Source organism: Enterococcus sp. 7F3_DIV0205, assembly GCF_002141365.2.
GTDB classification, from domain to species: domain Bacteria; phylum Bacillota; class Bacilli; order Lactobacillales; family Enterococcaceae; genus Enterococcus_L; species Enterococcus_L palustris.
Genome location: NZ_CP147244.1, coordinates 941,595 through 968,162, shown reverse-complemented (window position 1 = coordinate 968,162; position 26,568 = coordinate 941,595). Strand labels below are relative to the sequence as shown.

The window sequence follows — 26,568 nt, the reverse complement described above, 5'->3', positions numbered from 1 at the left end:
AATAATGCAAACACTTCAAGTGAAAAGAGAAGAAGATGAGTTAGCAATCTATATTCCTGAAATAGCTGAGCTTCCTGTAAATGTTTACTATGGACCTGATAGTTCAGGAAAAACCGAGTCTAATTATATAGAATTCACTGAAAAAGGTTGGCAAAAAGTGATTGATCCTAATTCTAAAGAGCGAAATTACTTTAAATTAAACATAAATTCAGAAACCTTTATTGGAGCTGAACGACGCTTACCATTAAGAAACTTGTATAATTGTCGTGATATGGGAGGTTATCTAACGAAAGATGGTCGTTTAACAAGTTGGGGAAAAGTCTTTCGTTCAGATGCACTTCATCAAATCGATGTGGCAGGACAAGCCTATATCGAACGTATGGGCGTTAAACGAATTATTGACTTTCGTTCACCAGAAGAGATTGCAAAAGACCCAAATAAAGCGATTTTAACCAGTGAGATGTTCAATTTCAATCCCCATGCCGATGTTGCCCAACAAGCTAGTACGCAATCAGTTTCTAAGAAAGATGAAGATAAAATCATTCAATTAGAAAAAATGGTGAAGACTGAGGCAGGTCGAGCTCAGTTAATCAAAAACCGTAACATCATGATTAAACAGATGGAACAATTAGTATTAGGAGAAAATGCTATTGAAGCATATAAACATTTTTTCGAAATACTATTACAAGATTCTGTCACACCATTGATATTCCACTGTCAAGGTGGAAAAGATCGGACTGGCTGGGCTGCAGCATTGTACTTAGGTGCACTAGGCGTTGGAAAGGAACAAATCTATGAAGATTACCTACTGACGGATAAGATGAATGCCCCGAGAAATGCTAAAAGAATGGCTATCTACAAAAAATATACTGACAATGAAGATGTTTTAGCTTTTTTAGCCTCACTTCAGCAAACCAGAAGAGACTATCTTGATGGGGCGTATACAACGGTAGAAGAAGGTTATGGTACGATAGAGCATTATTTAAAGGAAGTATTAGAGATAGATGCTACACAATTGGAGATTTTAAGAACTAGATACTTGTATCCAATCGAATAGATAAAATTATGAAAAGTCAAAATAGTGAGATGGAATCAGTAATCTGTCTCGCTATTTGTTTGCGATAAGTAACAAAATAGTTGATTTACAAATTTAGTTCATCCTAAAAACTAAACGTTGTTTTTTCCTATGTTGACAACGCTTTACTTTCATGTTTTAATAACAAGAGAAATTAAGATTGTTACTGAATTTTCAGGCTATACTTCATTTCTTTTTATCAACATTTAATTAGCTAGCTGATCTAATCTCATTGAGGGGACAATATGGAAGTAAAAAAAGTAATCAATAATAATATTATAAAGTCTCTTGATGCTGACGGGCTTGAAGTGCTAGTGATGGGTAAAGGGATTGGCTTTAAGAAAAATATCGGTGATGTCATTGAGGATACTCTTATAGAAAAAGTGTATACAAGCAATGCCGATTTAAATACAAATAAGCTTACTCAGCTATTAGCAAACGTTCGTTTAGAGCATCTACAGGTGGCAAATGAAATTATTGGTTTTGCTAAAGTTTCCTTAGGCAAAAAGTTGAACGAAAATATCTACCTGACGCTGACAGATCATATCGATTATGCGATTGAGCGTCACAGTAGCGGCTTACCTGTTAGAAATGCACTTCTTTGGGAGATCAAACGTTTTTACAATCATGAATACTTGATAGGAAAAGAAGCGTTGAATATGATTTCCAATCGTCTGGGAATTGTGTTGCCTGAAGATGAAGCAGGTTTTATTGCATTGCATATTGTTAATGCAGAACTTGATTTATCCCAAGTTAGCCAAGTCTCTGAAATGACAAAAGTCATTCAAAAAATCATCAATATTGTTAAGTATCATTATAAAACTGATTTAGATGAATACACATTAAATTATGAGCGGTTTATTACGCATTTAAAGTTCTTTGTACAGCGTTTATTTAGCGGTATAGAGTTAGACAAAGATAAAGACGAAGGATTCTTGTTTATGTTAAAGGAAAAATACCAAGAAGAATACCTTTGTGCATTGAAGATCCGTGAATATATCAGCAAAGAATTTGGTCGTGATTTACAAGAAGACGAGATGATTTATCTCACTATTCATATCAGAAGAATTACCAACAATTAAAGGATTGTTACTGCATTAAAGCAGGCTATACCTAAGAAAAATCTCTTTGGAATAAGAGGTTTCTTAGGTATTTTTTTATGTTACTAATTTACACGATTTAATATTTAAAATTTGGGGGATGAAAAATGAATTATCAAGAATTAGCACAAACGATTATTGAAAAAATCGGTGGCAAACAAAATATTACGGGACTAACTCACTGCGCTACAAGACTACGTTTCAATTTGAAAGATGAGAAAAATGCGCAAACAGAGGAGATAAAAGATACAGCTGGCGTAATGGGTGTTGTTTCAAAAGGCGGACAATATCAAGTCATCATTGGTAGTGATGTTGGTAGTGTCTATAAAGAAATTTTAAAGGAAGTACCTTCTTTAGATGGAGAACCAACTGAATCTGATGAGAAAGATGATCGTGGGACTGCTTCGAAAATTATCGACACGATTACAGGTATTTTCACACCGATTTTACCAGCAATTACAGCAGCAGGGATGTTAAAAGCTGTTTTATCACTATTAGTTGTTTTTAATGCAATTGACAAAACGGGACAAACATACATTATTATTGATTTTATGGCAGATTCGGCCTTTTACTTTTTACCTATTTTACTAGCAGCATCGTCTGCACAAAAATTTAAAACCAATATGTATCTAGCGATGATGGTAGGAGGAATTTTACTGCATCCAAACTTTGTTGGAATGGTTAATGCAATCAAAGAAGCTGGAGAAGGTGGTATTCATCTATTTGGCTTACCAATATCTGCAGTAACGTATGGATCATCTGTTATTCCGATTATTTTGGCGGTTTGGTTTATGTCTTATGTTGAACCAATTGCTGATAAAGTGTCACCTAAAGCAATTAAGTTTTTCAGTAAACCATTGCTTACAATTGCGATTGTTGGAACGGTATCATTAGTCGTTATTGGACCTGTTGGTTATTTCATTAGCGATGGTATTTCAAATGGAATCAAAGCATTAGAAAACTTCAGCCCGTGGTTAGTTCCAACCATTATTGGTGCGTTGACACCATTGTTTGTAGCTACAGGAACTCACTATGGCTTAGTACCGATTGGGATTAACAATCGAATGACAACAGGATATGACAGTGTGATCTATCCAGGTATGTTGGCGTCAAACCTTGGTCAAGGAGCTGCTTCATTAGCGGTTGGTGTGAAAAGTAAAGATTCTTCAATCAAACAAGTAGCTGCTTCAGCTGGTTTAACTGGTTTGTTTGGGATTACTGAGCCTGCTCTATACGGGGTTAACTTGAAATATAAAACACCTTTATATGCGGCAATGATCGGTGGTGGAATCGGTGGTTTATTTATGGGAATCACTCGAGTGAAAAACTTTACTGGTGGTTCACCAGGTTTGTTGACACTCCCAAGTTACATTGGTGATGATACGTTAAGTCATTTATATATGGCTTGTATCGGAGCGGCTATTAGTATTGTGCTCTCTTTTGTGATTTCTTATATTTTATATAAAGACCCAGTAGTTGAAACAACAAAAGTAATACCCAATAAAAGTGAAGATACTTCCTCTTCTGACATAAGTTCTATTACAGAAGTTGCTACACCGATTAAGGGTGAAATAGTTGCTTTGAGTTCAGTCGAAGACGGTATGTTTTCAGAAGAAATTTTAGGTAAAGGATTTGCTGTTAAACCAGTAGAAGGCGTAGTTTACGCACCAGTTTCAGGAACTGTAACAGCCATTTTTGATACTAAACATGCAATTGGCTTAACTAGTGATTCAGGAGTGGAGTTATTGATCCACATTGGTATTGACACGGTCCAATTAAATGGGGATGGGTATGAATACTTTGTTGAAAAAGGTCAAAATATTGAAATTGGTGATAAATTAATTGAATTTGACTTAGAAAAAATTACTGAAAAAGGCTATAATATAATTACACCCGTTGTGGTAACAAATTCAACAGACTTTGGTGATATTATTACGTTGACCAAAGCCTTGTCTGAACCAGGTGAACAAGTAATGAAGGTTATTCGATAACAAGAATCCCTTTATTCTAATAAATTGGAGGATGATTTGAATGGCATTTAGAAAAGACTTTTTATGGGGCGGCGCAACAGCTGCCAATCAATGCGAAGGTGGCTATAATGAAGGCGGACGTGGCTTAGCGAACGTGGATCTTGCCCCTGTTGGACCAGATCGTTTCCCAGTAATCACTGGTGAAAAGAAAATGTTTGCGTTTGATGACGAACATTTTTATCCAGCCCAAAACGCAATCGACATGTACCATCGCTATAAAGAAGATATCGCGTTGTTTGGCGAAATGGGCTTTAAAACCTACCGTCTATCGATCGCTTGGAGCCGTATTTTCCCTCTAGGAGACGAAACAGAGCCGAATGAGGAAGGGTTGAAGTTCTATGAAGATTTGTTCAAAGAATGCCGCAAACACAATATAGAACCCCTTGTAACCATTACTCACTTTGATTGTCCTATGCACTTAGTGGAAAAATATGGTGCATGGCGCAGTCGTGAAATGGTTGGCTTTTACGAAAATCTATGTAATGTGATTTTCAATCGTTATAAAGGCTTAGTAAAATATTGGTTAACATTCAACGAAATCAATATGATTTTACACGCACCATTTATGGGGGCTGGTCTTTATTTTGAAGAAGGCGAAAACAAAGAACAAGTCAAATACCAAGCAGCTCACCACGAATTATTAGCAAGTGCGATCGCAACGAAAATCGCTCATGAAGTTGATCCAGAAAACCAAGTCGGCTGTATGTTAGCTGCTGGGACAAATTATGCGTATACGTGTAAACCAGAAGATGTTTGGGCAGCGCGTAAAGCAGACCGTGAGAATTTCTTCTTTATCGATGTTCAATCTCGCGGGGAGTATCCAGCGTATGCTCTTAAAGAATTAGAACGCGAAGGCATTGAATTACCGATTGAGGATGGAGATCTAGAACTACTAAAAGAACACACAGTCGATTTTATTTCATTCTCGTATTACTCATCACGTGTACAATCGACGGATCCAGCAATCAATGAAAAAACAGCGGGCAATATTTTTGCCTCAGTGAAAAACCCATACTTGGAAGCAAGTGAATGGGGCTGGCAGATCGATCCACTAGGCTTGCGTACAACAATGAATGACTTATATGATCGTTACCAAAAACCATTATTTATCGTTGAAAACGGCTTAGGAGCAGTAGATACACCAGATGAAAACGGCAATGTGATCGATGATTATCGTATTGAATACCTGGCAGCACATATCCAAGCGATGAAAGATGCGGTAGAGCTAGACGGAGTTGATTTACTAGGTTATACAACATGGGGCTGTATCGATTTAGTTTCTGCTGGAACAGGTGAAATGAAGAAACGTTATGGCTTTATCTATGTCGATCGTGATAACGAAGGCAATGGTACGTTGAAACGTTCGAAGAAAAAATCATTTGACTGGTATAAAAAAGTCATTGCGACAAATGGGGAAGATTTAACGAACTAAGAGTTATTCCTTAAAAGTAAATTGATTTTAATTTAAAGTAAAAAAGTAATAGAACAACAAAAAACACACAGCTAGAGCAGTTGTGTTTTTTGTTGTTAAAATAGTTGTTTTTATTTCAAAAAGCTTGTTAAATCAAGGATGCAACAGTTTATTGCATCCTTTTTTTTCATTTGCAAGTAATATTTTCTGGTACAATGATATAAAGTTGGTTAATTTAGATTAAGAAGGAGGAAAATATGAATATTGGGGAACAATTAAAGTCGCGAAGAAAAGAATTGGAAATGACTCAAGAAGAAGTTGCGAAACAACTATTTATTTCAAGACAAGCTATTTCAAATTGGGAAACAGGGAAAAGCTATCCTGATATCGAAAATATTATTATATTGAGTGATATTTATGAAATATCTTTGGATAACTTATTGAAAGGAGATAAGAAGGTAATGATAGAATTAAAGAAAAAAACCGTCTATCAGTATGTAAATCTGACTTTAGTTATTTTAACTATAATAAGCATTGGTATTTGTCTATTAGTAGACTTGTTAATTACTGATCATTTATCATGGTCATTAATTGTAACGAGTAGTTTGATCTACGCAGCAGCGATAGGGGTTACCTTGTATAAATCTAGGGGAAGTAAATTAATAAAAGCTTTTTCTACGGCTAGTTTATTATTAATTCCCTTGTTAGCGAGTATTCAATACTCATTATATTTCTCGCAAATCAACCAGACAAAATGGTTAATGAATTTAGGGATTCCATTGGCATTGCTTTGGCTGATAATTATTTGGCTAGTTATTGCTGTCACATATATCTTTAAACTAAATCTTTTTTTATTTTTTTCATTATTAGGTTTTGCTTCGATTTTTGGCAGTTACTTGACAGGCTTATTTACAGGGCTTTACACGAATATAAATGATTATTTTGATTATTTTTTCTCAAATGGTTTAGCTTCGTTAAGTGTAGGGCTAATTTGTTTGGTGATGGGGGTAAATTATTCTAAAAGAGTAAGATAAAAACAAACAGTAATCATTTTTTGCATAAAAACATGTAACCTGTTACGTAATATGTTGTGAAAAACTTAAATGAAATCAAGAATAAAAGTATTCGCGAAGTGGCCGATGATTGTTTTGTATCAACAACAACCTTTTTAAGATTCGTTCGGAAAATTGGCTTTTCTGGCTATAGTGAATTTACAACGGTTATCAAATATACTCTTTTAAATCAGAAAGAAGAGAAAGTCAGCTCTTTTATTATTTCTCAAAAAGATTACCGAGAAGAGTATCTTAAAAATATCAATGAATCAGTACGTGTTATTGATAAAAATAGTTTGATAACTGTTGGAGAGTATTTAAAGAAGAAACCAATTATTTATCTATTTGCTAAGAGAATGAACAAACAACTCATGCAGTATGCAAAGTATTTATTTGTAGCGGGAGGTTTTTTTGTGGTATTTCCAGAAGATCAATCAATGAGAATGATCGTTCAAAAGCAGATAAAGTCAGATGATATGGTTTGTATCTTAACGTATCAAGGAAAAGATGAAGAATGGATTCAATTGATGCAACGACTAAAAAATACTGCTCATCCATTACTTGTTTCGATTATGGGAGCAGATAATAATGTGGTTCAAAATATGAGTGATGTTAACTTTTATGTATTTACAGATGAACTTTTTTTAATAAGATGGAAATTACTTCTCATATTTCGATGCTGGCAATTCTCGAATTGATTTTGTATCAATATTTGGACAATGCCGAAGAAGATGAGTATCACCTGATCTTTAAATGATTAGCCCTATAGCTATTGATGAAGCGACTATCAACAAAATAGAACAAAAAAATTGTCTTGAACATAAATCGTTCAGGACAATTTTTTTACTATAATTTTCCATAGTCATGATGATGTTTTGGTGCATGTTTCAAAAATGAATAGGCGGCAAGTGTAATAGCAGATATTGTTGCTCCTGTAACGAATATTTTTTTCATAGACATCATTCCTTTCGTTATAGCTGAATCTATGTTTAAGTGCAATAAATACACATACGTGGACGGTAGGATTCGAACCTACACCTCATCAGGTCGAGAATAAACATCCGTTAGTCCTCAAAGAGTTTTAACACCACGTTCATCCACAAAGTTATTGGTTGTTTACTATGATTAAACTATAACCTTAATAGATTAAATCAAACATAAAAAAGCTTGAAAAAAGTGTGAATTCGTTTGAAGTTGTTATGAAGAGTATGAATATCTTTGATAATAAAAAAACAAAGGCTTGATAAGGAAATAGGGCATAACGTCTTTTTTTTACAATATAAGGTCTTTATTTTAAAAAAATCTATGAATTTTACAAGTTAAACTAATGCATGTAAACAAAAATTATATTGAAGGGACGTATTAGAGTTCAGTCAAATGATAAGAATGTAAGCGCGAACAAATTTGATGCGACATAGTTAAAGCCAAAAGGGAGGAAAAACAAATGAACAATGAACTTTTAGAAAAACAATTAATCGATGCAACAAAAAATCTATCTGGTACGGAATCACAAGAGCTAGTCAAAGTATTTTCAGGTGTTATTCAAGAATTAAAAGAAGATGATCCAGTGGTGGTATCGAATATTTCTACTTTTCCAGGAGATGAATTAAGTCGATTTAGTCCTCGATTAAAAAAATTAAAGGACCATTATTTAACAATTCGTCCTTCTGTAACGGCTCATAGAGCAAAAGCAGTGACTGAAATTGCAAAAAAACATTGGGGTATGCCAAAAATTATCTTACGAGCAAAAGCGTTTAAACATGCATGTGAAACAGCACCGTTGTTGATTCAAGATAACGAATTGATCGTAGGTCATGCTTGTGGACGTCCTCGGGCTGGAGCTGTTGCTCCAGATATCGCATGGCGTTGGGTATTAGATGAACTCGATACGATCGATTCAAGACCGCAAGATCCATTTGAAATTAGTGAAGAAACGAAAAGAACGCTTCGAGAAGACATCTTCCCATTTTGGGAAACTCGTTCATTAGATGAAGTCTGTCAGTCACAATATGAAGAGGCAGGTCTTTGGGAATTTTCTGGAGAAGCATTTGTTAGTGACCTATCCTATCACCAAATCAATGGCGGCGGCGATACATGCCCAGGATATGATATTTTGTTGATTAAAAAGGGAATTAACAAAATAAAAGAGGAAGCGGAAACGAAACTTTCTGAATTGTTGATGAGCAATCCAGAAGATATCGAAAAAATTTATTTTTATAAAGCTGAAATTGAAACTTGTGAAGGTATTTTAAATTATTCTAAACGTTTATCTGACCATGCCAAAGAACTAGCGGCTGTAGAAAATGATCCAGTTCGAAAAGCAGAACTTTTAGAAACAGCAGAAATTCTGTTAGCCGTTCCAGCAAATCCGCCAAAAACATTTAAAGAGGCGTTGCAATCAATCTGGACAATGGAATCATTGTTTGTAATAGAAGAAAATCAAACGGGGATTTCATTAGGACGTCTAGATCAATATATCTACCCAATGTATAAAGCTGATCTTGAAGCTGGACGAATGACTGAACATGAAGCAATTGAGTTACTGGGCTGTTTCTTTATCAAATGTTCTGAATATATGTGGCTGTCTAGTGAAGGCGGAGCTAAATTTTTCGCTGGCTATCAACCCTTCATTAATTGTACGGTTGGCGGAGTAAAACGCACAGGTGGAGATGCTACGAATGAATTGACCTATGCGATTATGGAAGCTATTCGGATGACAAAAGTTTATCAGCCTTCATTAGCGTGTCGTATCCATAACCAATCACCGCAAAAATATTTGAAAAAAATTGTTGAAGTTGTAAAAGCAGGAATGGGCTTTCCAGCTTGTCATTTCGATGATTCTCATATCAAAATGATGCTAGCTAAAGGTTTTGGGATCGAAGATGCACGCGATTATTGTTTGATGGGATGTGTAGAGCCACAAAAATCCGGCAGAATTTACCAATGGACTTCAACAGGATATACACAATGGCCAATTGCAATTGAGTTCGTATTAAATCGCGGTGTTATGAAATGGCATGGTACAAAACAAGGAATCGATACAGGTGATTTAGATCAATTTAAAACATTTGAACAATTCGATGAAGCGGTTAAAGAGCAGTTGAGAAGGATTGTTAATTTATCAGCAGTCGGCACTGTAATTAGCCAGCGTGTCCATGCAGATGTTGCACCTAAACCATTGATGTCATTGATGGTAGAAGGGTGTATGGAGACAGGAAAAGATGTCACGCATGGTGGAGCAGTTGTTAATAATGGGCCAGGATTAGTTTGGTCTGGTTTAGGTACGTACGTTGACTCAATGGTTGTAATCAAAAAATTAGTTTTCGAAGAACAAAAGTATACATTAAAGCAACTCAAAGAAGCTTTAGATGCAGATTTTGTTGGATATGACCAAATCAAACGTGATTGTTTAAGTGCTCCTAAATACGGGAATGATGATGATTATGCTGACTCGATTGCAGCAGAAATAATTAACTGGACAGAGAGAGAACATCAGCAGTATGACATGCTGTATTCGAAAATGAGCCATGGAACATTGTCAATTTCCAATAATACGCCATTTGGAGAAATGACTGCAGCAACACCAAATGGTCGTAACGCTTGGGTGCCGCTTTCTGATGGAATCTCTCCGAGTCAAGGAGCGGATAAATTTGGTCCAACAGCAATCATCAAGTCTGTCAGCAAGTTAGGAGTTGAGAGTATGACGATCGGTATGGTGCATAATTTCAAACTACTTAAAGGGATTTTAGAGACATCCGAAGGGGAAAACGGTTTGATTAACCTTTTACGTACAGCATCGATATTAGGCAATGGTCAGATGCAATTTAGTTATATCGATAATGATTTGTTGTTGAAAGCGCAAAAGCAGCCTGAAAAACACCGTGATTTGATTATTCGTGTAGCGGGATATAGTGCTTACTTTGTTGAATTGTGTAAAGAAGTACAAGATGAAATCATCAGTCGGACAATGATTGAGCATTTCTAATTTATATTGAAAGGACACTTATTCTTTCTCAGTAGTTAAAACGGTCAAGAATGGTGAGAAAAAGTTGTTTAGTCCATTCCAAACACTGGGATGATTAAACAACTTTTATCTTAAATTCATTTTACAGATGGAGGAAAAAGAATGAATAATGTAAATGACTTAAGCAATTCTAATATAGAACAAGCAAAAATAAAACAAGCAAGTAGTTTTGAGCGTAAAGGTCTTTTAAATGGTTTGTCTTCTGGGTTACTTTTTGGATTGAATAGCGCATTACTAGCTTTAGCGATTTCGTTATTTCTCTTTTCAGACGAACCTAATGCCTATGCTTTACCGTTAGTTTTTGCAGGTTTTAATGATTTTTTAGCTGCGATTTGGTTGATTATTTATAATACTCATCAAGGCAGGTTAAAAGAGATTTTTAGAAGCTTAAAACTATTTCCAGGGAAAATGACATGTTTAGCAGCTTTAATGGGCGGTCCAGTGGCTCAAGGAGCCTATCTATTAGGGATTGCTTTTGCTGGACCAACTTATGCTGTACCAATTTCAGCATTGTGTCCAGTGGTTGGCGCTTTACTTTCTGCAGTTTTCTTAAAGGAAAAAATAACCCAGCGTGTGTGGGCTGGTATGGCAATTTGTGTTGTTGGTGCCGTTGTAATTTCATACACGCCGCCAGCGGGGAATGTAGAGAATTTTTATTTAGGGATTATTTGTGCGGCGGTTGCAGCCTTAGGATGGGGTCTTGAAGGAGTTCTTTCAGCTTTTGGTGGTTCTGTACTTGATCCTAAAGTAACGATTACGATTCGCGATATTACATCTGGATTGACATTTTTCTTGATTGTGATGCCTTTAGTCAATGGATTGGGTGTTTTTCAACAAGTGTTCCAATCGCCAAAAACTTTAGTCATTTTAGCGTTAGCAGCGTTAGTTGCTGCGGTCTCTTTTTTACAGTGGTATAACGCCAACAGCATGTGTGGTGTGGCAAAAGGGATGGCTTTAAATAGTACGTATGTGATGTGGGGAATTATTTTTTCAGCTGTTGTTTCCCAAGATTTTTCGACTATTACGCCAATGGTTATTGTAGGTGCATTATTGATTACCTTTGGTGCCATCATGGTATCAGTTAATCCACTTTCATTCTTTAAAAAGGAGGTAGCATAATGGCAGAAACCTTATTACCGCTACGTTTTCGTGTGTTAAAAGAACTAAAAGATAAAAAAATGCATTTTCAAGAGTTGATGACTTGTTTGCATCCTGAATATGGTACGGAGAAGCAATTTAATGAAGCGGCATTTTTAGATCATGTACTCGCGTTAAAAGAAAACGGCTTGTTAGAAGAAGCAGATGCCTATATCAATGAGAAAAACCAATTGTTAACGACTTATCAAATAAATGATGCTGGAAAAGAGATGCTGAGAAAATATTTACCGAAAAAATAATGGAAAGTAGTGAGAGAAGATGATACCAGCAAAAAAAACGGCCCGGATCTTTAATATTCAGAAATATTCTATTTATGATGGAGATGGGATTCGTACGTTAGTCTTCTTTAAAGGCTGTCCGTTACGGTGTAAATGGTGTTCAAATCCTGAGAGTGTAGAGTCTGGATTTCAAGTGATGAAACAACAAAATTTATGTGACGATTGCGGAATTTGTACGGAAGTCTGTCCTAAAAACATTCACAAAATGCGTACAACGATGGATGACAAGCAAGAACACTATATCGATCGAAAAATTTCTTGTAGCGGTTGTCGAATTTGCGAAGAAAAATGTCCTAAAAATGCTTTGACTGTAATGGGGCAAGATATGACTGTTCCAGAAGTGATGGAAGTAATTTTGCAAGATATGTTATTTTATATGAGCTCAAATGGAGGGGTCACACTTGGTGGGGGTGAAGTGACTTATCAAGGAGATTTCGCTGTTGAACTTTTAGCTGAATGTAAAGAAAATGGCATTCACACGGCGATTGAAACTTGCGGGTACACAAAATGGGAAATGATGAAAAAATTTGTTGATGTGACGGATTTATTTTTGTTTGATGTGAAGCATTTTGATCCTGAAAAACATCGTGAATTAGTCGGCGCACGAAATGACCGCATTATGGCAAATTTGGAACAACTATTTCAAGCAGGAGCAACTATTTCAGTTAGAATGCCGTTAATCAAAGGATTAAATGACTCTTTAGAAACGCTGAAAGCAACTATTTTGTACATTAAAGAAATTCAAACAAACGGACAGTTGAAAAGTATCGATATTTTACCTTATCATAAATTAGGGGTAGCTAAATATGAACAATTAGATCAAACATATCCATTAAAAGATATCGATATGTCTTATACTGATGATGAACTTGAAAAAATCAGAGATTATCTGTCTCAATTTGAATTACCAGTCAGAGTAGTGAAACATTAAACAAATAAAAAGACCTTTAATTTAACTATTATAAAGTTAAATCATCTAGTTGTAATAGATAGGAAAGAACTGTGTAAGTTATAAGATTGCTGCGATAAATGCAATTGTTGATCATATTCGTTTACTTCTTCCAAATTTGAATCATTAGTGATGGGAATTCCAAAAGCTGAAATTGTATAAAATGTTATTTATGTTATACTGTATGTACAGCAAAATTGTGTTAAAAGGAGCAATTAGTGTGGAAAATGTTTATCTAACTATCTACACCAGTTCAGAGCTTTCCCAACAAACAATCGAGCAATCTCAAGAACTACTGAAAAGATTTCCGTTCAAGGTACGTCCGTATTTTCAGATTTTAAACAAAGTGAGCTCAACGATTGATGAAGCAAACCAAAGCTTCTGTAAACGTGCAACGGATTGTTCTTCTTGTCCATCAAGTGGCGGCATTTTTAGAAAGAAGAAGATCGCTTCTTACTGCCATCGCTGCAGTTATGGATTAAGTAAATTTATCTATCCGTTTCAATATTGCGGAAAAGAACGAGGCTTGTTGATTTTCGGCCCTTTTTTTAAAGATGAAACGGATATCAACTTATTGATCGTATCTGATATTGATGAAGCTGGTGCAAATGAAAAAATGAATATCTTAAACCTTTTTGAAGAGAATGAACTAGAAAAGGTTGAAAACTTCGCTTCCGTCTTTGCAGCGTTTTTATCGCAAACTTTAACGATGGAAAAATTGGAAAAAGAAAAGCAGAAGACTGAAAATAACTTAAAGATCCTCTCTCAAAAAATTAAACATATAGAAAATCAGGACAACAGTAAAGGGTTGACACCTTATTTTGTGTTTAATTCACTGACGACTTTAGCAAGACTGGCCCATTTTAATGAGAACCCTGATTTAGAAGAAGCTGTCTATAAGTTATCCAATGTTATCCGCTACAATTACCAATCACAAAATCATTGCATTTCTTTAGAAGAAGCATTTAGCTATTTAAGCAATTACTTAGAACTTAGTACGACTAGATCGCTGAAGCGATTAACGTATCAAGTTGATCTTCCCCAAGATTTGACTGAATATCGTATACCTGTAATGACCTTGATTCCAATTGTGGAAAATTTACTAGAAATCAGACTGCCTAAGTATGGAAATGATTTTTCTCTATTATTTACAGTAGAAAAAGTGAGTGGAAATATCATTATTACCATTCAAGAGAAGATTCACTTAGATAGAAAGAGAGAATTAGCTGTAGAAGAAGAGTTTCTATCTGCCGTTGCTAAAAGTAACACGAGATTGGTTGAATTATTAGGTGATCAGGCACATGTTCGAATGGTAGAATCGGTAAATAAGTTAGTTGTTGAGATAATGCTTCCAGCTTCAAAAGGATTAATAGTATGACTAGAGGATGAAGTAGATGAAAAATATAATGATTGTAGAAGAGGATGAATTAGAACGTCAATTTATAAAAGACATTATCAAAGAGAATTATCAGCGAGAAAATATAAATATAGTTGAGGTTCAAAACGGAACAGAGGCACTAAATAAAGCTAGAGTATTTCAGCCTGAATTAGTGGTGATGGATATTGAGGTAGCAGGTATGAATGGACTAGAATTACAAAAAGAAATATTACAAATTAAGCCAACGATTTATACGATTTGGACATCGATTTATTCTAATTTTGATATGTTGAGTCAAGGATTATCCTATAATGTTCGCGGTTATTTGTTAAAACCATATTCAAAAGCTCAAATGATGCAGCATTTGGATAAGTTTATGACCCGTAAGAAGAAATATACACTCTCTAGCCAATACAATAAACAATTTAGCGAAGGAATCAATAAAGCGATCCAGTACATCAAGAAAAGTTTTAAACAGAAAATAACTATTGACGATATAGCTAATCAAGTGTATTTAAATCCTCAGTATTTTGGACGTTTATTTCGCAAAGAGTTAGGTATTAGTGTGAATGATTATATCAATATTTTGAAAATAGAAGAATCATGTCGTCTTTTGCATGAAACGGATTTACCATTATATCGAATCGCAACAGAAGTAGGATTTGCGGATTCTTCCTATTTCACTAGAGTTTTTACGAAGTATTTGAACATGACACCGCATGAATATCGCAAACAAGAAGTAGGTAAATAGGCAAGTGGTTTGAGGCAATCCGTTTATAATAATGAATATGTGCACTCAATTCGTTAAGACTACTCTATGATATAATAAGAAAACAATGGAACTATTTCTGATTTTATTTATAGAGAAGAGAGGGAATGAACAATGTGGAAATCACCAGAAGAAAAGTCAGCTGTTTACAAATTATTAGTACAACAACAAGCTGCAATTATTGAAATCGAACATGATAAAATTGCTAATCTTGCCAATTCTTCTGCATTATTGGCAGATGCATTACCTAATACAGTGTTTGCTGGCTATTACTTATTTGATGGAGAAGAATTAGTCTTGGGACCTTTTCAAGGTAAGGTTTCTTGTACACGAATCAAGATGGGAAAAGGTGTTTGTGGGGAATCGGCTGAAAAGCGCGAAACATTGATTGTTGATGATGTAAAAAATCATCAGAATTACATCTCTTGCGATTCTGCTGCGCGCTCTGAGATAGTTGTACCAATGGTCAAGGATGGAAAATTACTTGGTGTTTTAGATCTAGATAGCTCAGTAACGCATGGCTATGATGAAATGGATCAGCAGTATTTAGAACAATTGGTATCGGTACTTTTAAAAGAGACAGACTTTTAGTAAAATATGAGCTTCTCTTTCGCTTAATTTATTTTTGCATGAGATAATTAGCGAAAATAGAGTGAGAGGATGATGAGCATGTTAGAAGTATACTTAAATTTTAAGGATGAAGCGGCCGATGCAATTACTTTTTACGAATCAGTCTTTGATGTTAAAAGTGAAGGTGTTATGACTTTTGCAGATGCACCTCAAGACCCTGAAAATCCAACGCCTGATGCTTGGAAATATTTGATTATCAATGCAACTATGACAATTGAAGGGGTACCTGTTATGTTTTCTGATGTGCCTGATGGAATGGGTTTGACCTTAATTGAAGGAAACAATGTTTCTCTTGTAATTAATACAGAAGACGAAGCCAAAATCGATCGGATTTTTAGTCGTTTAGCTGAAGGTGGTAAAGTAACGATGCCGCTAGGAGAAACATTCTGGTCTAAAAAATATGGCATGGTTGTTGATAAATTTGGCATCAACTGGATGCTTAATTATTTCGTTGAACCTTAATTTTGAACGCATCTAACTAAAATGAATAGGAGATCATCAATGGATTAGAAATAAGTAAATCTGTTGATGATTTTTTGTATCTAAAAAACGCTGAGAGTATATTAAGAAAAATCTACGTTTAAATTTGTTGAAATTTTGATATAATGATTTAGGAATTATATGAGGAGGAGAAGTTTGTGATAGGATACATCTATCTTTTTATTGCCATCATAAGTGAGGTCATCGCTACCAATTTGTTAAAAGCAACAGACGGATTTAGCAAATTATTGCCATCAGTCGAATGTTTGATTGCATATGTTGTTTGTTTTTATAGCCTATCTAAAGCAATTAAGTACATGCCGTTAAATGTCGCATATGCACTTTGGGGAGCAGTAGGGATTATCTTGATCACGATTTTTTCAGTGGTTTATTGGAAAGAGCAGATCAATACACCAACAGTAATTGGAATTGGTTTTATTGTGATTGGCACGATCTTAGTGAATACATTTGGAACAGGGCACTAATTATTTGATTGTGAACACTTGTTATAAGTGTTATCCAGTTGTAATTAGAAAGCTGAATAATTGGTATCTAATCCTTTAAAAAACAAGATAAATATGTTATACTAATCAAAGCGTATATTATGCTATTTAATCTTAACGGGGACGTTACGGATTCGACAGGCATAGTTGAGCTTGAATCGCGTTTCGTAGGTTACGTCTACGTAAAAACGTTACAGTTAAATATAACTGCTAAAAACGAAAACAATACTTTCGCTCTAGCTGCGTAAAAACAGCGGGTGAAGATCCTCCCGGCATCGCCCATGTGCTCGGGTAAGGGTCTCAAATTAAGTGGGATACGCTAAATTTTTCCGTCTGTAAAATTTAGAAGAGATTATCAGACTAGCGAGAGTTTGGGCCTGTTATGCGGCATGAACTTCAGCGAAGCCTTAAAATAGTATGACTATGAACGTAGAAGTTTAAGTGGCAATGTGTTTGGACGCGGGTTCGACTCCCGCCGTCTCCATTTATTTTATGGAGACAGACAGTAGAAACGTTGATGTACAGGTATTTGTACAGCGTTTCTGCTGTCTATTTTTTTGCATTGAAGTAGTTTTGTTTTACTGACCCACATAGTTAGCAAACAAGTTAGCTGTCCGATCTTTCTTCTCTTTTGAAATATGAGCATATATGTTCATGGTAGTTTGGATATCAGAGTGCCCTAAACAATCTTGAACCTCTTTTATAGATGTACCAGCTTCAAAGAGAATACTACAATGTGTATGTCGAAAGCCATGAGTGGTGATTTTTTTGCGTTGTACGCCATTGTTTCAGCATGCTTGTATTTTATCACCCATACTTACAACACGCGTAGAATTGCCTGTTTTTGGTGTTTGAATGATTAGTTTAGATTGTTCACCACTTTACGAATGCCAGTGAAAGCTAGCACACGGAATAATGAATAAATTTTCGGTTCCTTCTCTTTTTCTAAATAGCTAAAGAATAGTGTTAATTCCTCTTTAGTGTAGAAGTTCAGTTCTTTTTCCTCAACCTCATCTTTAACTTTTGGTCTTGTAACTAGCTTAGTCGGATTCATCGCAATTAGCCCAGTACGGATTGCATAATCAAATATCATGCCAGCATAGTTCATAATCATCTTAAAGCGTTTAAAACTCTTAGCCGATAAATTAATAGCATTCTGACAATGCTTAATTTCAATGTTTTCTATTCGCATCTGCCCAAAATATGGGAGAATGTGATTTTTGAAGATTCGCTTTATCTTTACGAAGGTACATTCTTTCACTGTGTTTTCACTCATTTAATATGTTATGTGCATGATTAGTCATAATTTCTTTATTTATATAAGTATTCACTTATAGTTCCTTTTTAATCCATTTATCATATTTATAATTTATCTAGTATATGATAAACTAAATTAGACAATAAGATAAATAAGAAGGAACAAAATGGCTGTTAATAGTAATTCAAGTATTGCCGGTGGTATTTCGGCTTCTTTTAGTCAGTCTGCTAGCGCATTAAATAGTATAAGTGTTTCTGTATCGGCTTCTAGCACCAATGTTTCAGGAAATGCTCCAGCTGTACAATCGCTCAATAACTATCAACAGGGATTAGCAGCATTATCTACCAGTGTTGTTTCAGCTGGTGATAACATTCATTCCGTTGCGAAAGAGTTTGAACGAATCGATCAGAATATTGCGCAATTAACAAAATTTAACCTTCCAGGAGGTTTTTCATGAGTGAAATCCAGAAACAACAAGAAATTGAACAAAAAAATTATCAGTTTAGGATTCGCTTGGAACAACTTCAAGAGGATCAATTAGCGATTAGAAAAGAGCAACACTACATAGAAGAGCAACAAGAAGAATTTTTCCAGTTACAGCAACAAGAACAGGCCGCGTATGATTTTGTCTTAGGAAACTGCGAAGCAGAAGAACGAGCCTTTTTCGAAGAAAGAGGAGATGAGGGTCTTCATCTTGCTAAAAAAGCCCAACGAGAATTTGATGAACAACTCCTTCTGCTAAAAAAAGATGAACGGACGTTGTTTGATCAAGAAGAAAATCTAAAGGCAGAGCAACAAGCTTTTTGGAAGACAACAGAGGGAAAAGAAAATGGGGCTTAAATTTTACGTAAGTGAAGCACAGGCACGAGCCTCACAAGCTTCTCAATTGACCAATCAAGCAAATCAGGCAATCACAGCGTTACAAGCAAGTATTCGACTGTTCTTATCCGCACCACTTTCTAGTAAAGCCTATGATTCAGCTAAAAATTATTTCATGGTCGCTTATACACCTTTATGTCAATCTGCTATAATGACAGGTGAAGCGTTGGAAAATGCCCATAAAAAGTTTCTTAGTGAATATCAAGGAACTGTTAGTGGAATCGATACGGATGAAGATTTGATTCTAGAAGAAATCAATTTGAGCAGTTGAAGCAGCGTTTAGATCAGCAAATGAGTACGGCTAAAACACCACGACCAGACTTAGAACGGAGATATATCAATGCCTGTGAAAGTATTGATAAACGTCGAGAAAAATTAGAAAAGTTTCATGCATACGATGGTCAATCAGCAAGTTTCTTTTCAGAATATGAAGCAAGTCAACAAGAGTTTAATACAGGATTGGCACAAGTGGCTAATTCTAAAGCATGGAATCCAGCAACAGGGACTTTTGATTTGAAACGTTTAGACATGACGTGGGCAAAACCAATCCATACACGTTGGAAGCAGCGTGAGAAAATGAAGCAACAAGTGAAAGATGCACAAGTAAAACAAGCAATTGGTAAGCTGGATGGGTATGAAATAATCAAAACTGAATTAGGTCATTGGTATATAATGAAAGATGGCAAAATTGTTTCTCCAGATAAATACCCAGAACTCTATGAACAATTAGAAACGTGTAAAGATTATTTAAATAAAGATCAGTACAAAGTTGAAGAATTAAAAGTGATGAAAAATGAAATGCCGCTTGCTCCTGGATTTGGCGGTATCTTAGGAAATCTAGGAAATGCTAGAAAAATAGCGGATGCTATTAAAAAAGGGACTGGAGCAGTAAAAGTTGGACAATCTATTGTGGATAAAATAAATAATGCACCTACTATCAATGCAGTAGATGAGACTTTGGAATTAGATAAGAGTCGTGAAGAAGGTAAACCTGCTAAGAAACATAAAGTCTTTGATTCAGAGAAAAGGAATCTGGATAAAGAAGGTGAGCCAAACTCATCTGCTGACTTATTAAATGATGATGCTTCAGTTAAGCAAAGGAGATACTATGGACCTGATAGTCTGCCAATTGAAGATATAGACTACAATCACCCTGACGACGGAACACATGAATTTCCCCATAGGCATCAGTGGGATTGGAATAAAAGACCACCTAGACAAAAAGGAGAATGGTAAAAATGAATATGGTACATGACTATGAAATAAAAAGCTATTTTGTAAATTTTGAAAATAAGGATATAGCTATTAATATTTCTGATGATGAGAAAGAAAAACAAATTATATTCCATAACTTTTTATGTTACAAATTTTATGATGAAATGCCTTACAGTATTATTTTAGATCTGGAAGAAAGAGCTTTAGATAAATTTTTTATTGAAAATAAAGAATTATTGATTCAAGGGAAAAAAAATGTATGGCCAATGCGGTATGATTCATTGGAAGAACTAGAAGAAGAAATAAGAAAAGATCATTTGACCTATCAGGTTTTATATTCTTCGTATGGAATGAATGGATGGGTTTTGGCTGAGCGAGTAGAAATTATTGATCTTAATTAACCTTTATCAACAGTTTTGCCAATAAAAATAGTACAGAATTTAAATAGTAAAAACCAGAAATCTTAAATTAACAAGATTTCTGGTTTTTACATATATGATGTTAAGTATTCATATTTTGTGTAATGTTAGTATACTTAATGAAAATGGGAATGAAGGTGTATGAATATGTTAGAAAAGTGGCGTGAATATAATCAAACTGATGTACCAAAAGATACTTATGAAGTTTCTGAAGTAGTACAAAATTCTGAAGGAACGGTTATAAAGCTAATGGGAGAAAAAAATAATATGAACATCACTTTCGGTTTTGTTGATTCTTTACGAATTACTGATGAAGGAAGACGGATACAAACATATAATGAAATTGAAAGCATTCAAAAGTATAGGGAAAATTTCATTGGCAATCCTTTATATAAAGTAGAACAATCAGAATATGTTGCGTGGATAAAAAAAGAGAGTGCTGGTTTTTGTGCTGATGTAGATCATTATGTAATTATCACGGAAAATGATCTTATTGATATATTGTCTACTTTTCCCCCAACAATCACAAATTATGTATAGCGCCCCACGCTAATGAGAATTAGTGAATACGAGTTTGAATACGATTCACATTCAATTGTTTGAAATGCTATGGAGGCTGTTTCAATTAATAGTATCAAAAGTGTACTGATTTATAGTGGATGAACCTCGTACCTTTAAATCCCATCGTCTCCATACGAACGAACATCCATACATACTGATTTAACAGTATTTATAGATGTTCTTTTTTATTATCAAAAATCAAGCGTAATCATTCTATATCTAAAAATATGAAAATATAGATTTTACACATTTAATTTGTATCCTAAGTAATTTTACAAAATCGTGATTATACATTTTGAAATCCAGTCTTTTTAATTCAAAAATTAAAAAGACTGGATTTGGAAATAGAACAAATAAAGTGAACTATACCGACTTCAGTAGACGTAAAAATTCTTTTGCTACACTTGAAAGAGTTAGATTTTTTTTCCAAACAATGTTGATGTTTGCAGTTAATGGTGGTGAAAAGGGAATAAAGGTTAGATTTGTATTTGCAGTATTTACAATATTATCAATACAAAGGACACTTGCAACACCTTCTTTTACCAATAATGAGGCATTATAGAGTAGGTTATACGTACCGATAACGTTAAAATGTTCGAGGTTTCCTCCAAGCCATTCAGAAAGTTGATTATCAACCAATGATTGATTTGAAATAAGTAATGGTGTTTGTTGAAGGTCTTTTGGTTGAATTGTTTTTTTATTGGCAAGACGATGTGATGTATTGACTAAAATTCCCCAATGATCAACTAAAGGTAGGCGGATATATTCGTATTTTTGTTTTTCAACAGGGTCAATCACTAGCCCAAAATCTATAAGTCCTTTATCAATTTTTTCCAATACATCATCGGCATTCCCACTATAAAGGTGTATATTGATCTCTGGATAGTTATCTCTTAGCTCATGTAAAATACCTCCAAGAAATTCAAAAGCCTGCGTTTCTCCACCGCCAATTGTTAGTTGGCCACTAATTATTTCACTTTTGTTGAGGTTTGTTGTTGTTGATTCAACTAAAGAAAGAATTTCTTGACCTCTTTTCATCAAATAAAGGCCATCTTCTGTTAATGTGATAAATCGATTTCCGCGAATAAATAGTGTAACGCCTAGCTCTTCTTCTAACTCTTTTAATTGTTTTGAAAGGGTTGGTTGAGAGAGATTTAAGGACTCAGCAGCTTTGCTAATTGTTTTTTCTCTTGCAACCGTGAGAAAGTAAGTTAATACACGAAGTTCCATTTTATTCTTCCTTCCTATAGTTAAAACGAATAGTTGCGTATTCTTTATTGGTATTAGTTAAGTATAACGGATTCAGGTATACTTTGGATAGTCGAAAATGAAAAATTCGTAGGAGGTAAAAGGAATGGCAACTAGTGATTTGCTGAAGAAGATTAGTAGGAAAGAGATTTTAAAAGATTCGCCTTTATTTAAAGAAATCCATTTGATAAAAAAGGATAATGAACGATTGATCATGATGTTGAATGCACAATATTGTCCTAATGAAGAAGTTATACGGTATCTAGAGAAAATTACTGGACAAACAATTGATTCGTCAGTAACGGTTTCCCAGCCTTTTTACAGTGATTTTGGTAAACATATTACGTTTGGAAAAAATATTTTTATTAATCAAAATGTGACATTTGTAGATTTAGGAGGAATTACAATTGAAGATCAAGTATTGATTGGTCCAGGGACTAGATTAGTCACAGTAAATCATTTAATTTCTCCCAAAAACAGGCGAGGAATCAAAGTAGAACCGATTTGTATTAAGAAGAATGCATGGCTTGGGGCAAATGTAACAGTCTTACCTGGAATTACAATTGGGGAAAATTCCATTGTTGCTGCTGATTCAACCGTAACAAAGGATGTTCCTGATAATGTAATTGTAGTAGGAAGTCCAGCTAAAGTGGTCCGGAAGATTGAGGAGGATGTTAACGTATAAGAAGATTTAGTTTGAAGGAACTGCTATGAACATGACATCGAATCAATTCAAAGTTATGTTCAACTCCTGCCCCACTCAACCTTAATGGGGCAGGAGTTAATTTTTTTTATCAATATTATTTGTGGTATTAACAAGTTATGCAATTAAATCTGTTATTACATTTCAAAATAGAGAAAGAGCTAAGCTGTTTTTTTAAGCTCACTAGGAAAAATTAGGGAGCAAAAATCCTTGCCGCTTTGTGTTAATATTACACTACCTTTAGCATATTGAATAGAGGTTTTAGAGGGAGGATATGCCGTTGACTTCTTCGTGATCTCAACGGCTCTTTCTTTTAGATTGCTATAATATTCAGATTCTTTAAAGGAGTCATAGACATCGCGAAATATTTTGCTAGATGCAGCTTCAGTTTCATTATAATCGATTAAACCAAATGAAACTAATGTCTCAAAAGAAGTCGGCTGATAAGTAATTTTGTCAGGAGTTAAGATTATCTTGCTTTCGATATCTCGCCATATTTTTGTTTCCTTATTGAAGATCCTAACTCTCGCTAAAGCAGCTCGCCTTACGGAGTTATTGTTATGAATTAGTTTTAGTAAATTTGCATCTGTTGTCGTAAGTTCAGACAAAATACTTGAAAACCGAGGGGATATTTTTGAATTTTTACGGTTATCGATCGTACCAGCAACTAATCTTGAAAAATACTCTCTCATATCCTCTTCATCCAATTGATACCGAGCATCTTCCATTATTTTTAATGCAATACCTAGTTTAGAAGAATCTCTGTTATTCTCGGGAATTTTGTTAGTTTCAACATTAATTTTCTCAACAAAATCTTTATAATTTTTTTCTGTAATTACATTTAATTTTCTTAAGGGATTCATGATAAAATTTACAACACCACCTAGACCTTGTCCAATTCCAACAGTAGCAGGTCCTAAAAGGTTGGTAAGCAGTTCTTTCGGAATCGCCTCAATATTTACAAATGATTTTTTATCTTTAGTCATAATTACATCTCCTTTTGCGTTTATTATAACAAATAGGGGATGATTTATCTATGAAACTTAGACCGCTTAAAAAACAAATTTGAATTTAAAACATTGGCTCGGACTTAATGGAAAATGATGGAAAAAATCCAGTAAAAATAAATAGATAGAATCACAGCACCTATAAAAAAACTTATACTAATATATTTATAGAGTTGTTCTCCCTTCTTTTTGTAAATAAATAGAAAAATGATGCCAATCAAAATAGAAATTAATGGATAAAGCATTAACATTTCCTCCTTTTTAATGACTATATACAGAAGTCAAGGATTTCATTACTGAAATCAAATTTTTTATGAATAAATCAATTGTATCACAGAGAGAGGCAGACATCAGAGGAATTTTAAAAGAATGGAAGTTGTTCGATCTGAGTAAAAAATAGGCAGAGCGTGGAATCTGGATAAACGCTCCAGACCCATTCTCTACCTATTTTTTAGAAAAGTGATTATTATTTACTTACTTTCTTTTTTAGGAAGTTGTAGAAGATTAATAGCCCAACCACTAAAACTGAAAAAATAACCGAAATTTTTTGAATAGTCGTTTTTCTATAAGAAATGCGAATATTGTGAACACCTTGTCCAAGTTTAACTGTGACTAATCCCTCTTTATTATAAGTAGGAATTACTTTTTGATTCACTTGAACCTCGTAGCCTTTGTAATAAAATTTAGGCAGCTGAACTTCCTGAGCACCGTTGATTTGCGCAGAATAATAATCAACATTGTATTCATTTCTTTCGTGGTGAGATGAATCAAGAGAGGGAACACCATCAATAAATAATCCGGGAGAAGCAAAATACTTTTTGAAATCGGTATCTTTTACTAAATATTCCTTACCGTGGCCGATTTCCGATTCGTAAAAATCAGTAAAATTTTCATCTGTTACAGTTATGTTGTTTTGAATATTGCTTTGCGTCAAATTATTGATATTAAAACCCATGGTTAAAAAACTAGCTAACGCCATTAATATAAGCACATCTTTTCTTGATAAGATAAGAAATTGTTCAATCAAACAAACCGCAAGCAAACTAGCAGAAAAAGAAGTAAATAACAATAATCTCCAAGGAAATTGAATGGTCGCTAAAATTGAAACTTTAAAAAATCCCCATGGAAAAATAGTTGTAGACACTAAACTAAAAAAAATAGTGGCAAGTGTAAGACGTTTATTGACAAGCGTCAATTTTCGATAACTAAAAATGGCGGTTACGATAGCAACTAAAAGTAAAAGACCAATATTAGGAGCTAGTTCAGTGAATGGTGCGCTCATATTTGCAAGGCTATTCATAAATAAGTTGCTTAAGTTAAAATTTAATCCACTAGCCCATAATGTTGTATTGGCAAAATTAAATGTCAAATATCTTATTTGTTCCAGATAAGGAAATACGAACCAAGCAGATAATCCAAGGGATAATAGCCCGGCTTGAACCAAACTTTTTATCTGAGCTTGTTTACATTTTTTCCAGTTGATTACTATGAAGAGAAGAAGAAAAATAAACGAGTAGAAGGCCGTAATCAAGTGACTAGCAATCAATAAACTCATTCCGATTCCTAACAGTTGCCAGCGGTGCCTGTTGCTATAAAAAATGGAATAAATACCAAGTATAAATAAAGGTAAGAAAATAAATGCTAATGTTTCGCCAAGTGCAGCGCGAACAGACTGATCTATCAAGCGATAGGTGGAAAGAGTATAAAAACAAGAAAATAATAATGCCAATTTCTGTGATTTTTTTACAGAATATAGAAAATAATAGGACGTAGAAGCAGTTAAAAAGCTAAGTAGTAACTGATACAAATAATAGGAGGGGACAAAAGAAATCCCTATAATCCTAAAAATAGCGAAAGGTAACAATAGAATGGAGGGATAAAATAGATCTGCTCCATAACCAAAGTTTAATCCCATCGTAGGAAAAACTCGTGGGAAAAAATCTAAGTGTTTCACTGCTTGAGAATAGTTTTCCAATCTTGTTCGATGAAATAAAAGATCATCTTGACTAAAAATAAAGTTATTAAAAAAATAAGGAAAAATAGAGATAATGCTAATCCATAATAATGCGATTAAAAGAGTGATTTTTGTTTTTCTATATTGTGTGTTCAAGTAAATTCGCCTACTTTATATTTTTTCTTTATTTTAACAGAATTTATAGAGAGATATGGCATATTTGTCTAAAGATAAGTTGTTCATTGAAAAATTATTTTTGATCAAAGGGGACTTTAGAATAGATAAAAAGCTCACTTAATCAATAGATTAGTGAACTTATCAGACAATAAGTCTGGTTTTTTTTAATAAAATCTTCAATAAATAGTCAAATAAAAGATTTTCAAGTACTTTAGGGTTGAAATTTGTAACATGATGTAGTATTATAAATGTACCCTAACAGTATTTTCATTTTACTCAATCCGAGTAATACTCCTTATCCCACCTTGAA

27 protein-coding genes and 1 other RNA gene are annotated in these 26,568 nt (G+C 34.3%); 23 read left to right on the top strand and 5 right to left on the bottom strand.

Annotated features, from left to right (window positions below; genetic code table 11):
* Window positions 1–4: 4 nt before the first annotated feature.
* The 16 genes from A5821_RS04520 to ssrA all read left to right on the top strand — a co-directional run bounded on the left by A5821_RS04520 (window position 5) and on the right by ssrA (window position 17,324).
* A complete protein-coding gene (locus tag A5821_RS04520; RefSeq protein ID WP_249921826.1) occupies window positions 5–1,057 on the top strand; it encodes a tyrosine-protein phosphatase in 1,053 nt (350 codons plus the stop codon).
* A 263-nt stretch (window positions 1,058–1,320) separates the two neighbouring features.
* Complete coding sequence (gene licT, locus A5821_RS04515) at window positions 1,321–2,157, top strand: BglG family transcription antiterminator LicT (protein WP_086313419.1); 837 nt, start codon at window positions 1,321–1,323, stop codon at window positions 2,155–2,157.
* Window positions 2,158–2,282: 125 nt separating this feature from the next.
* A complete protein-coding gene (locus A5821_RS04510; RefSeq protein ID WP_086313418.1) occupies window positions 2,283–4,166 on the top strand; it encodes a beta-glucoside-specific PTS transporter subunit IIABC in 1,884 nt (627 codons plus the stop codon).
* 40 nt (window positions 4,167–4,206) lie between these two features.
* The gene (locus A5821_RS04505) at window positions 4,207–5,637 is read left to right on the top strand and encodes a 6-phospho-beta-glucosidase (protein ID WP_086313417.1); all 1,431 of its coding nucleotides are present in this window, start codon (window positions 4,207–4,209) and stop codon (window positions 5,635–5,637) included.
* Between the two features lie 236 nt (window positions 5,638–5,873).
* Window positions 5,874–6,650, top strand: a complete 777-nt coding sequence (locus tag A5821_RS04500) for a helix-turn-helix domain-containing protein (RefSeq protein ID WP_086313416.1) — start codon at window positions 5,874–5,876, stop codon at window positions 6,648–6,650.
* 56 nt (window positions 6,651–6,706) lie between these two features.
* The gene (locus A5821_RS04495) at window positions 6,707–7,366 is read left to right on the top strand and encodes a MurR/RpiR family transcriptional regulator (protein WP_249921825.1); all 660 of its coding nucleotides are present in this window, start codon (window positions 6,707–6,709) and stop codon (window positions 7,364–7,366) included.
* Window positions 7,367–8,112: 746 nt separating this feature from the next.
* Window positions 8,113–10,653 (top strand): choline trimethylamine-lyase, encoded by a 2,541-nt coding sequence (gene cutC / locus A5821_RS04490; protein WP_086313415.1) that lies wholly within the window; start codon window positions 8,113–8,115, stop codon window positions 10,651–10,653.
* Between the two features lie 141 nt (window positions 10,654–10,794).
* Window positions 10,795–11,811 carry a DMT family transporter gene (locus A5821_RS04485; protein ID WP_086313414.1) on the top strand — a complete coding sequence of 339 codons (1,017 nt, stop codon included), beginning with the start codon at window positions 10,795–10,797 and terminating at the stop codon, window positions 11,809–11,811.
* Window positions 11,811–12,089, top strand: coding sequence for a hypothetical protein (locus tag A5821_RS04480; RefSeq protein ID WP_086313413.1), 279 nt, complete (start codon window positions 11,811–11,813; stop codon window positions 12,087–12,089). Before A5821_RS04485 ends, A5821_RS04480 begins: the two co-directional genes overlap by 1 nt.
* A 19-nt stretch (window positions 12,090–12,108) precedes the next feature.
* Window positions 12,109–13,059 (top strand): choline TMA-lyase-activating enzyme, encoded by a 951-nt coding sequence (gene cutD / locus A5821_RS04475; RefSeq protein WP_086313412.1) that lies wholly within the window; start codon window positions 12,109–12,111, stop codon window positions 13,057–13,059.
* 238 nt (window positions 13,060–13,297) lie between these two features.
* Window positions 13,298–14,455, top strand: coding sequence for a histidine kinase (locus A5821_RS04470; protein WP_170922956.1), 1,158 nt, complete (start codon window positions 13,298–13,300; stop codon window positions 14,453–14,455).
* Window positions 14,456–14,471: 16 nt separating this feature from the next.
* Complete coding sequence (locus tag A5821_RS04465; RefSeq protein WP_086313410.1) at window positions 14,472–15,206, top strand: DNA-binding response regulator; 735 nt, start codon at window positions 14,472–14,474, stop codon at window positions 15,204–15,206.
* A gap of 132 nt (window positions 15,207–15,338) precedes the next feature.
* The gene (locus tag A5821_RS04460) at window positions 15,339–15,815 is read left to right on the top strand and encodes a GAF domain-containing protein (RefSeq protein ID WP_086313409.1); all 477 of its coding nucleotides are present in this window, start codon (window positions 15,339–15,341) and stop codon (window positions 15,813–15,815) included.
* Window positions 15,816–15,884: 69 nt separating this feature from the next.
* Complete coding sequence (locus tag A5821_RS04455; RefSeq protein ID WP_170922955.1) at window positions 15,885–16,316, top strand: VOC family protein; 432 nt, start codon at window positions 15,885–15,887, stop codon at window positions 16,314–16,316.
* 179 nt (window positions 16,317–16,495) lie between these two features.
* Window positions 16,496–16,819, top strand: coding sequence for a DMT family transporter (locus tag A5821_RS04450; RefSeq protein WP_086314308.1), 324 nt, complete (start codon window positions 16,496–16,498; stop codon window positions 16,817–16,819).
* Window positions 16,820–16,956: 137 nt separating this feature from the next.
* Window positions 16,957–17,324: a transfer-messenger RNA gene (ssrA, locus tag A5821_RS04445) on the top strand.
* Window positions 17,325–17,415: 91 nt separating this feature from the next.
* Here the strand turns inward: ssrA and A5821_RS04440 are convergent.
* Complete coding sequence (locus tag A5821_RS04440; RefSeq protein ID WP_422392086.1) at window positions 17,416–17,565, bottom strand: tyrosine-type recombinase/integrase; 150 nt, start codon at window positions 17,563–17,565, stop codon at window positions 17,416–17,418.
* Between the two features lie 131 nt (window positions 17,566–17,696).
* Window positions 17,697–18,113, bottom strand: a complete 417-nt coding sequence (locus A5821_RS17570) for an N-terminal phage integrase SAM-like domain-containing protein (protein ID WP_086313407.1) — start codon at window positions 18,111–18,113, stop codon at window positions 17,697–17,699.
* Between the two features lie 148 nt (window positions 18,114–18,261).
* Here A5821_RS17570 and A5821_RS04430 point away from each other — a divergent pair, with 148 nt between their 5' ends.
* The 6 genes from A5821_RS04430 to A5821_RS04405 all read left to right on the top strand — a co-directional run bounded on the left by A5821_RS04430 (window position 18,262) and on the right by A5821_RS04405 (window position 21,148).
* Window positions 18,262–18,552 carry a TIGR04197 family type VII secretion effector gene (locus A5821_RS04430; protein ID WP_086313406.1) on the top strand — a complete coding sequence of 97 codons (291 nt, stop codon included), beginning with the start codon at window positions 18,262–18,264 and terminating at the stop codon, window positions 18,550–18,552.
* The gene (locus tag A5821_RS04425) at window positions 18,549–18,935 is read left to right on the top strand and encodes a hypothetical protein (protein WP_086313405.1); all 387 of its coding nucleotides are present in this window, start codon (window positions 18,549–18,551) and stop codon (window positions 18,933–18,935) included. The genes A5821_RS04430 and A5821_RS04425 overlap by 4 nt, the downstream gene beginning before the upstream one ends.
* Window positions 18,925–19,245 (top strand): hypothetical protein, encoded by a 321-nt coding sequence (locus tag A5821_RS04420; RefSeq protein WP_086313404.1) that lies wholly within the window; start codon window positions 18,925–18,927, stop codon window positions 19,243–19,245. The genes A5821_RS04425 and A5821_RS04420 overlap by 11 nt, the downstream gene beginning before the upstream one ends.
* Window positions 19,242–20,210, top strand: a complete 969-nt coding sequence (locus A5821_RS04415; protein WP_339098984.1) for a hypothetical protein — start codon at window positions 19,242–19,244, stop codon at window positions 20,208–20,210. The genes A5821_RS04420 and A5821_RS04415 overlap by 4 nt, the downstream gene beginning before the upstream one ends.
* A gap of 2 nt (window positions 20,211–20,212) precedes the next feature.
* Window positions 20,213–20,590, top strand: coding sequence for a hypothetical protein (locus tag A5821_RS04410; protein WP_086313402.1), 378 nt, complete (start codon window positions 20,213–20,215; stop codon window positions 20,588–20,590).
* Window positions 20,591–20,755: 165 nt separating this feature from the next.
* Entirely contained in the window at window positions 20,756–21,148 is a 393-nt protein-coding gene (locus A5821_RS04405) for a hypothetical protein (RefSeq protein ID WP_086313401.1), read from the top strand.
* Between the two features lie 384 nt (window positions 21,149–21,532).
* Here A5821_RS04405 and A5821_RS04400 read toward each other — a convergent pair whose 3' ends face one another.
* Window positions 21,533–22,399 carry a LysR family transcriptional regulator gene (locus A5821_RS04400; RefSeq protein ID WP_086313400.1) on the bottom strand — a complete coding sequence of 289 codons (867 nt, stop codon included), beginning with the start codon at window positions 22,397–22,399 and terminating at the stop codon, window positions 21,533–21,535.
* Between the two features lie 124 nt (window positions 22,400–22,523).
* On the opposite strand from A5821_RS04400, the gene A5821_RS04395 reads away from it, so the two are divergent.
* Window positions 22,524–23,102: a DapH/DapD/GlmU-related protein gene (locus A5821_RS04395; protein WP_086313399.1), complete on the top strand. Its 579-nt coding sequence runs from the start codon at window positions 22,524–22,526 to the stop codon at window positions 23,100–23,102.
* 179 nt (window positions 23,103–23,281) lie between these two features.
* Here A5821_RS04395 and A5821_RS04390 read toward each other — a convergent pair whose 3' ends face one another.
* Window positions 23,282–24,106, bottom strand: coding sequence for a DUF4393 domain-containing protein (locus A5821_RS04390; RefSeq protein WP_086313398.1), 825 nt, complete (start codon window positions 24,104–24,106; stop codon window positions 23,282–23,284).
* A gap of 487 nt (window positions 24,107–24,593) precedes the next feature.
* Window positions 24,594–26,237: a YfhO family protein gene (locus A5821_RS04385; protein ID WP_086313397.1), complete on the bottom strand. Its 1,644-nt coding sequence runs from the start codon at window positions 26,235–26,237 to the stop codon at window positions 24,594–24,596.
* Between the last annotated feature and the right edge of the window lie 331 nt (window positions 26,238–26,568).

Excerpts from the sequence above, each read along its gene's own strand:
- A5821_RS04390 (WP_086313398.1), bottom strand. The coding sequence starts at position 24,106 with ATGACTAAAGATAAAAAATCATTTGTAAATATTGAGGCGATTCCGAAA.
- A5821_RS04505 (WP_086313417.1), top strand. The coding sequence starts at position 4,207 with ATGGCATTTAGAAAAGACTTTTTATGGGGCGGCGCAACAGCTGCCAAT.
- A5821_RS04400 (WP_086313400.1), bottom strand. The coding sequence starts at position 22,399 with ATGGAACTTCGTGTATTAACTTACTTTCTCACGGTTGCAAGAGAAAAA.
- cutD (WP_086313412.1), top strand. The coding sequence starts at position 12,109 with ATGATACCAGCAAAAAAAACGGCCCGGATCTTTAATATTCAGAAATAT.
- cutC (WP_086313415.1), top strand. The coding sequence starts at position 8,113 with ATGAACAATGAACTTTTAGAAAAACAATTAATCGATGCAACAAAAAAT.
- A5821_RS04420 (WP_086313404.1), top strand. The coding sequence starts at position 18,925 with ATGGGGCTTAAATTTTACGTAAGTGAAGCACAGGCACGAGCCTCACAA.
- A5821_RS04510 (WP_086313418.1), top strand. The coding sequence starts at position 2,283 with ATGAATTATCAAGAATTAGCACAAACGATTATTGAAAAAATCGGTGGC.
- A5821_RS04520 (WP_249921826.1), top strand. The coding sequence starts at position 5 with ATGCAAACACTTCAAGTGAAAAGAGAAGAAGATGAGTTAGCAATCTAT.
- A5821_RS04485 (WP_086313414.1), top strand. The coding sequence starts at position 10,795 with ATGAATAATGTAAATGACTTAAGCAATTCTAATATAGAACAAGCAAAA.
- A5821_RS04480 (WP_086313413.1), top strand. The coding sequence starts at position 11,811 with ATGGCAGAAACCTTATTACCGCTACGTTTTCGTGTGTTAAAAGAACTA.
- A5821_RS04500 (WP_086313416.1), top strand. The coding sequence starts at position 5,874 with ATGAATATTGGGGAACAATTAAAGTCGCGAAGAAAAGAATTGGAAATG.
- A5821_RS04405 (WP_086313401.1), top strand. The coding sequence starts at position 20,756 with ATGTTAGAAAAGTGGCGTGAATATAATCAAACTGATGTACCAAAAGAT.
- A5821_RS04410 (WP_086313402.1), top strand. The coding sequence starts at position 20,213 with ATGAATATGGTACATGACTATGAAATAAAAAGCTATTTTGTAAATTTT.
- A5821_RS04455 (WP_170922955.1), top strand. The coding sequence starts at position 15,885 with ATGATGAGCATGTTAGAAGTATACTTAAATTTTAAGGATGAAGCGGCC.
- licT (WP_086313419.1), top strand. The coding sequence starts at position 1,321 with ATGGAAGTAAAAAAAGTAATCAATAATAATATTATAAAGTCTCTTGAT.
- A5821_RS04430 (WP_086313406.1), top strand. The coding sequence starts at position 18,262 with ATGGCTGTTAATAGTAATTCAAGTATTGCCGGTGGTATTTCGGCTTCT.
- A5821_RS04465 (WP_086313410.1), top strand. The coding sequence starts at position 14,472 with ATGAAAAATATAATGATTGTAGAAGAGGATGAATTAGAACGTCAATTT.
- A5821_RS04395 (WP_086313399.1), top strand. The coding sequence starts at position 22,524 with ATGGCAACTAGTGATTTGCTGAAGAAGATTAGTAGGAAAGAGATTTTA.
- A5821_RS04425 (WP_086313405.1), top strand. The coding sequence starts at position 18,549 with ATGAGTGAAATCCAGAAACAACAAGAAATTGAACAAAAAAATTATCAG.
- A5821_RS17570 (WP_086313407.1), bottom strand. The coding sequence starts at position 18,113 with ATGAGTGAAAACACAGTGAAAGAATGTACCTTCGTAAAGATAAAGCGA.
- A5821_RS04460 (WP_086313409.1), top strand. The coding sequence starts at position 15,339 with ATGTGGAAATCACCAGAAGAAAAGTCAGCTGTTTACAAATTATTAGTA.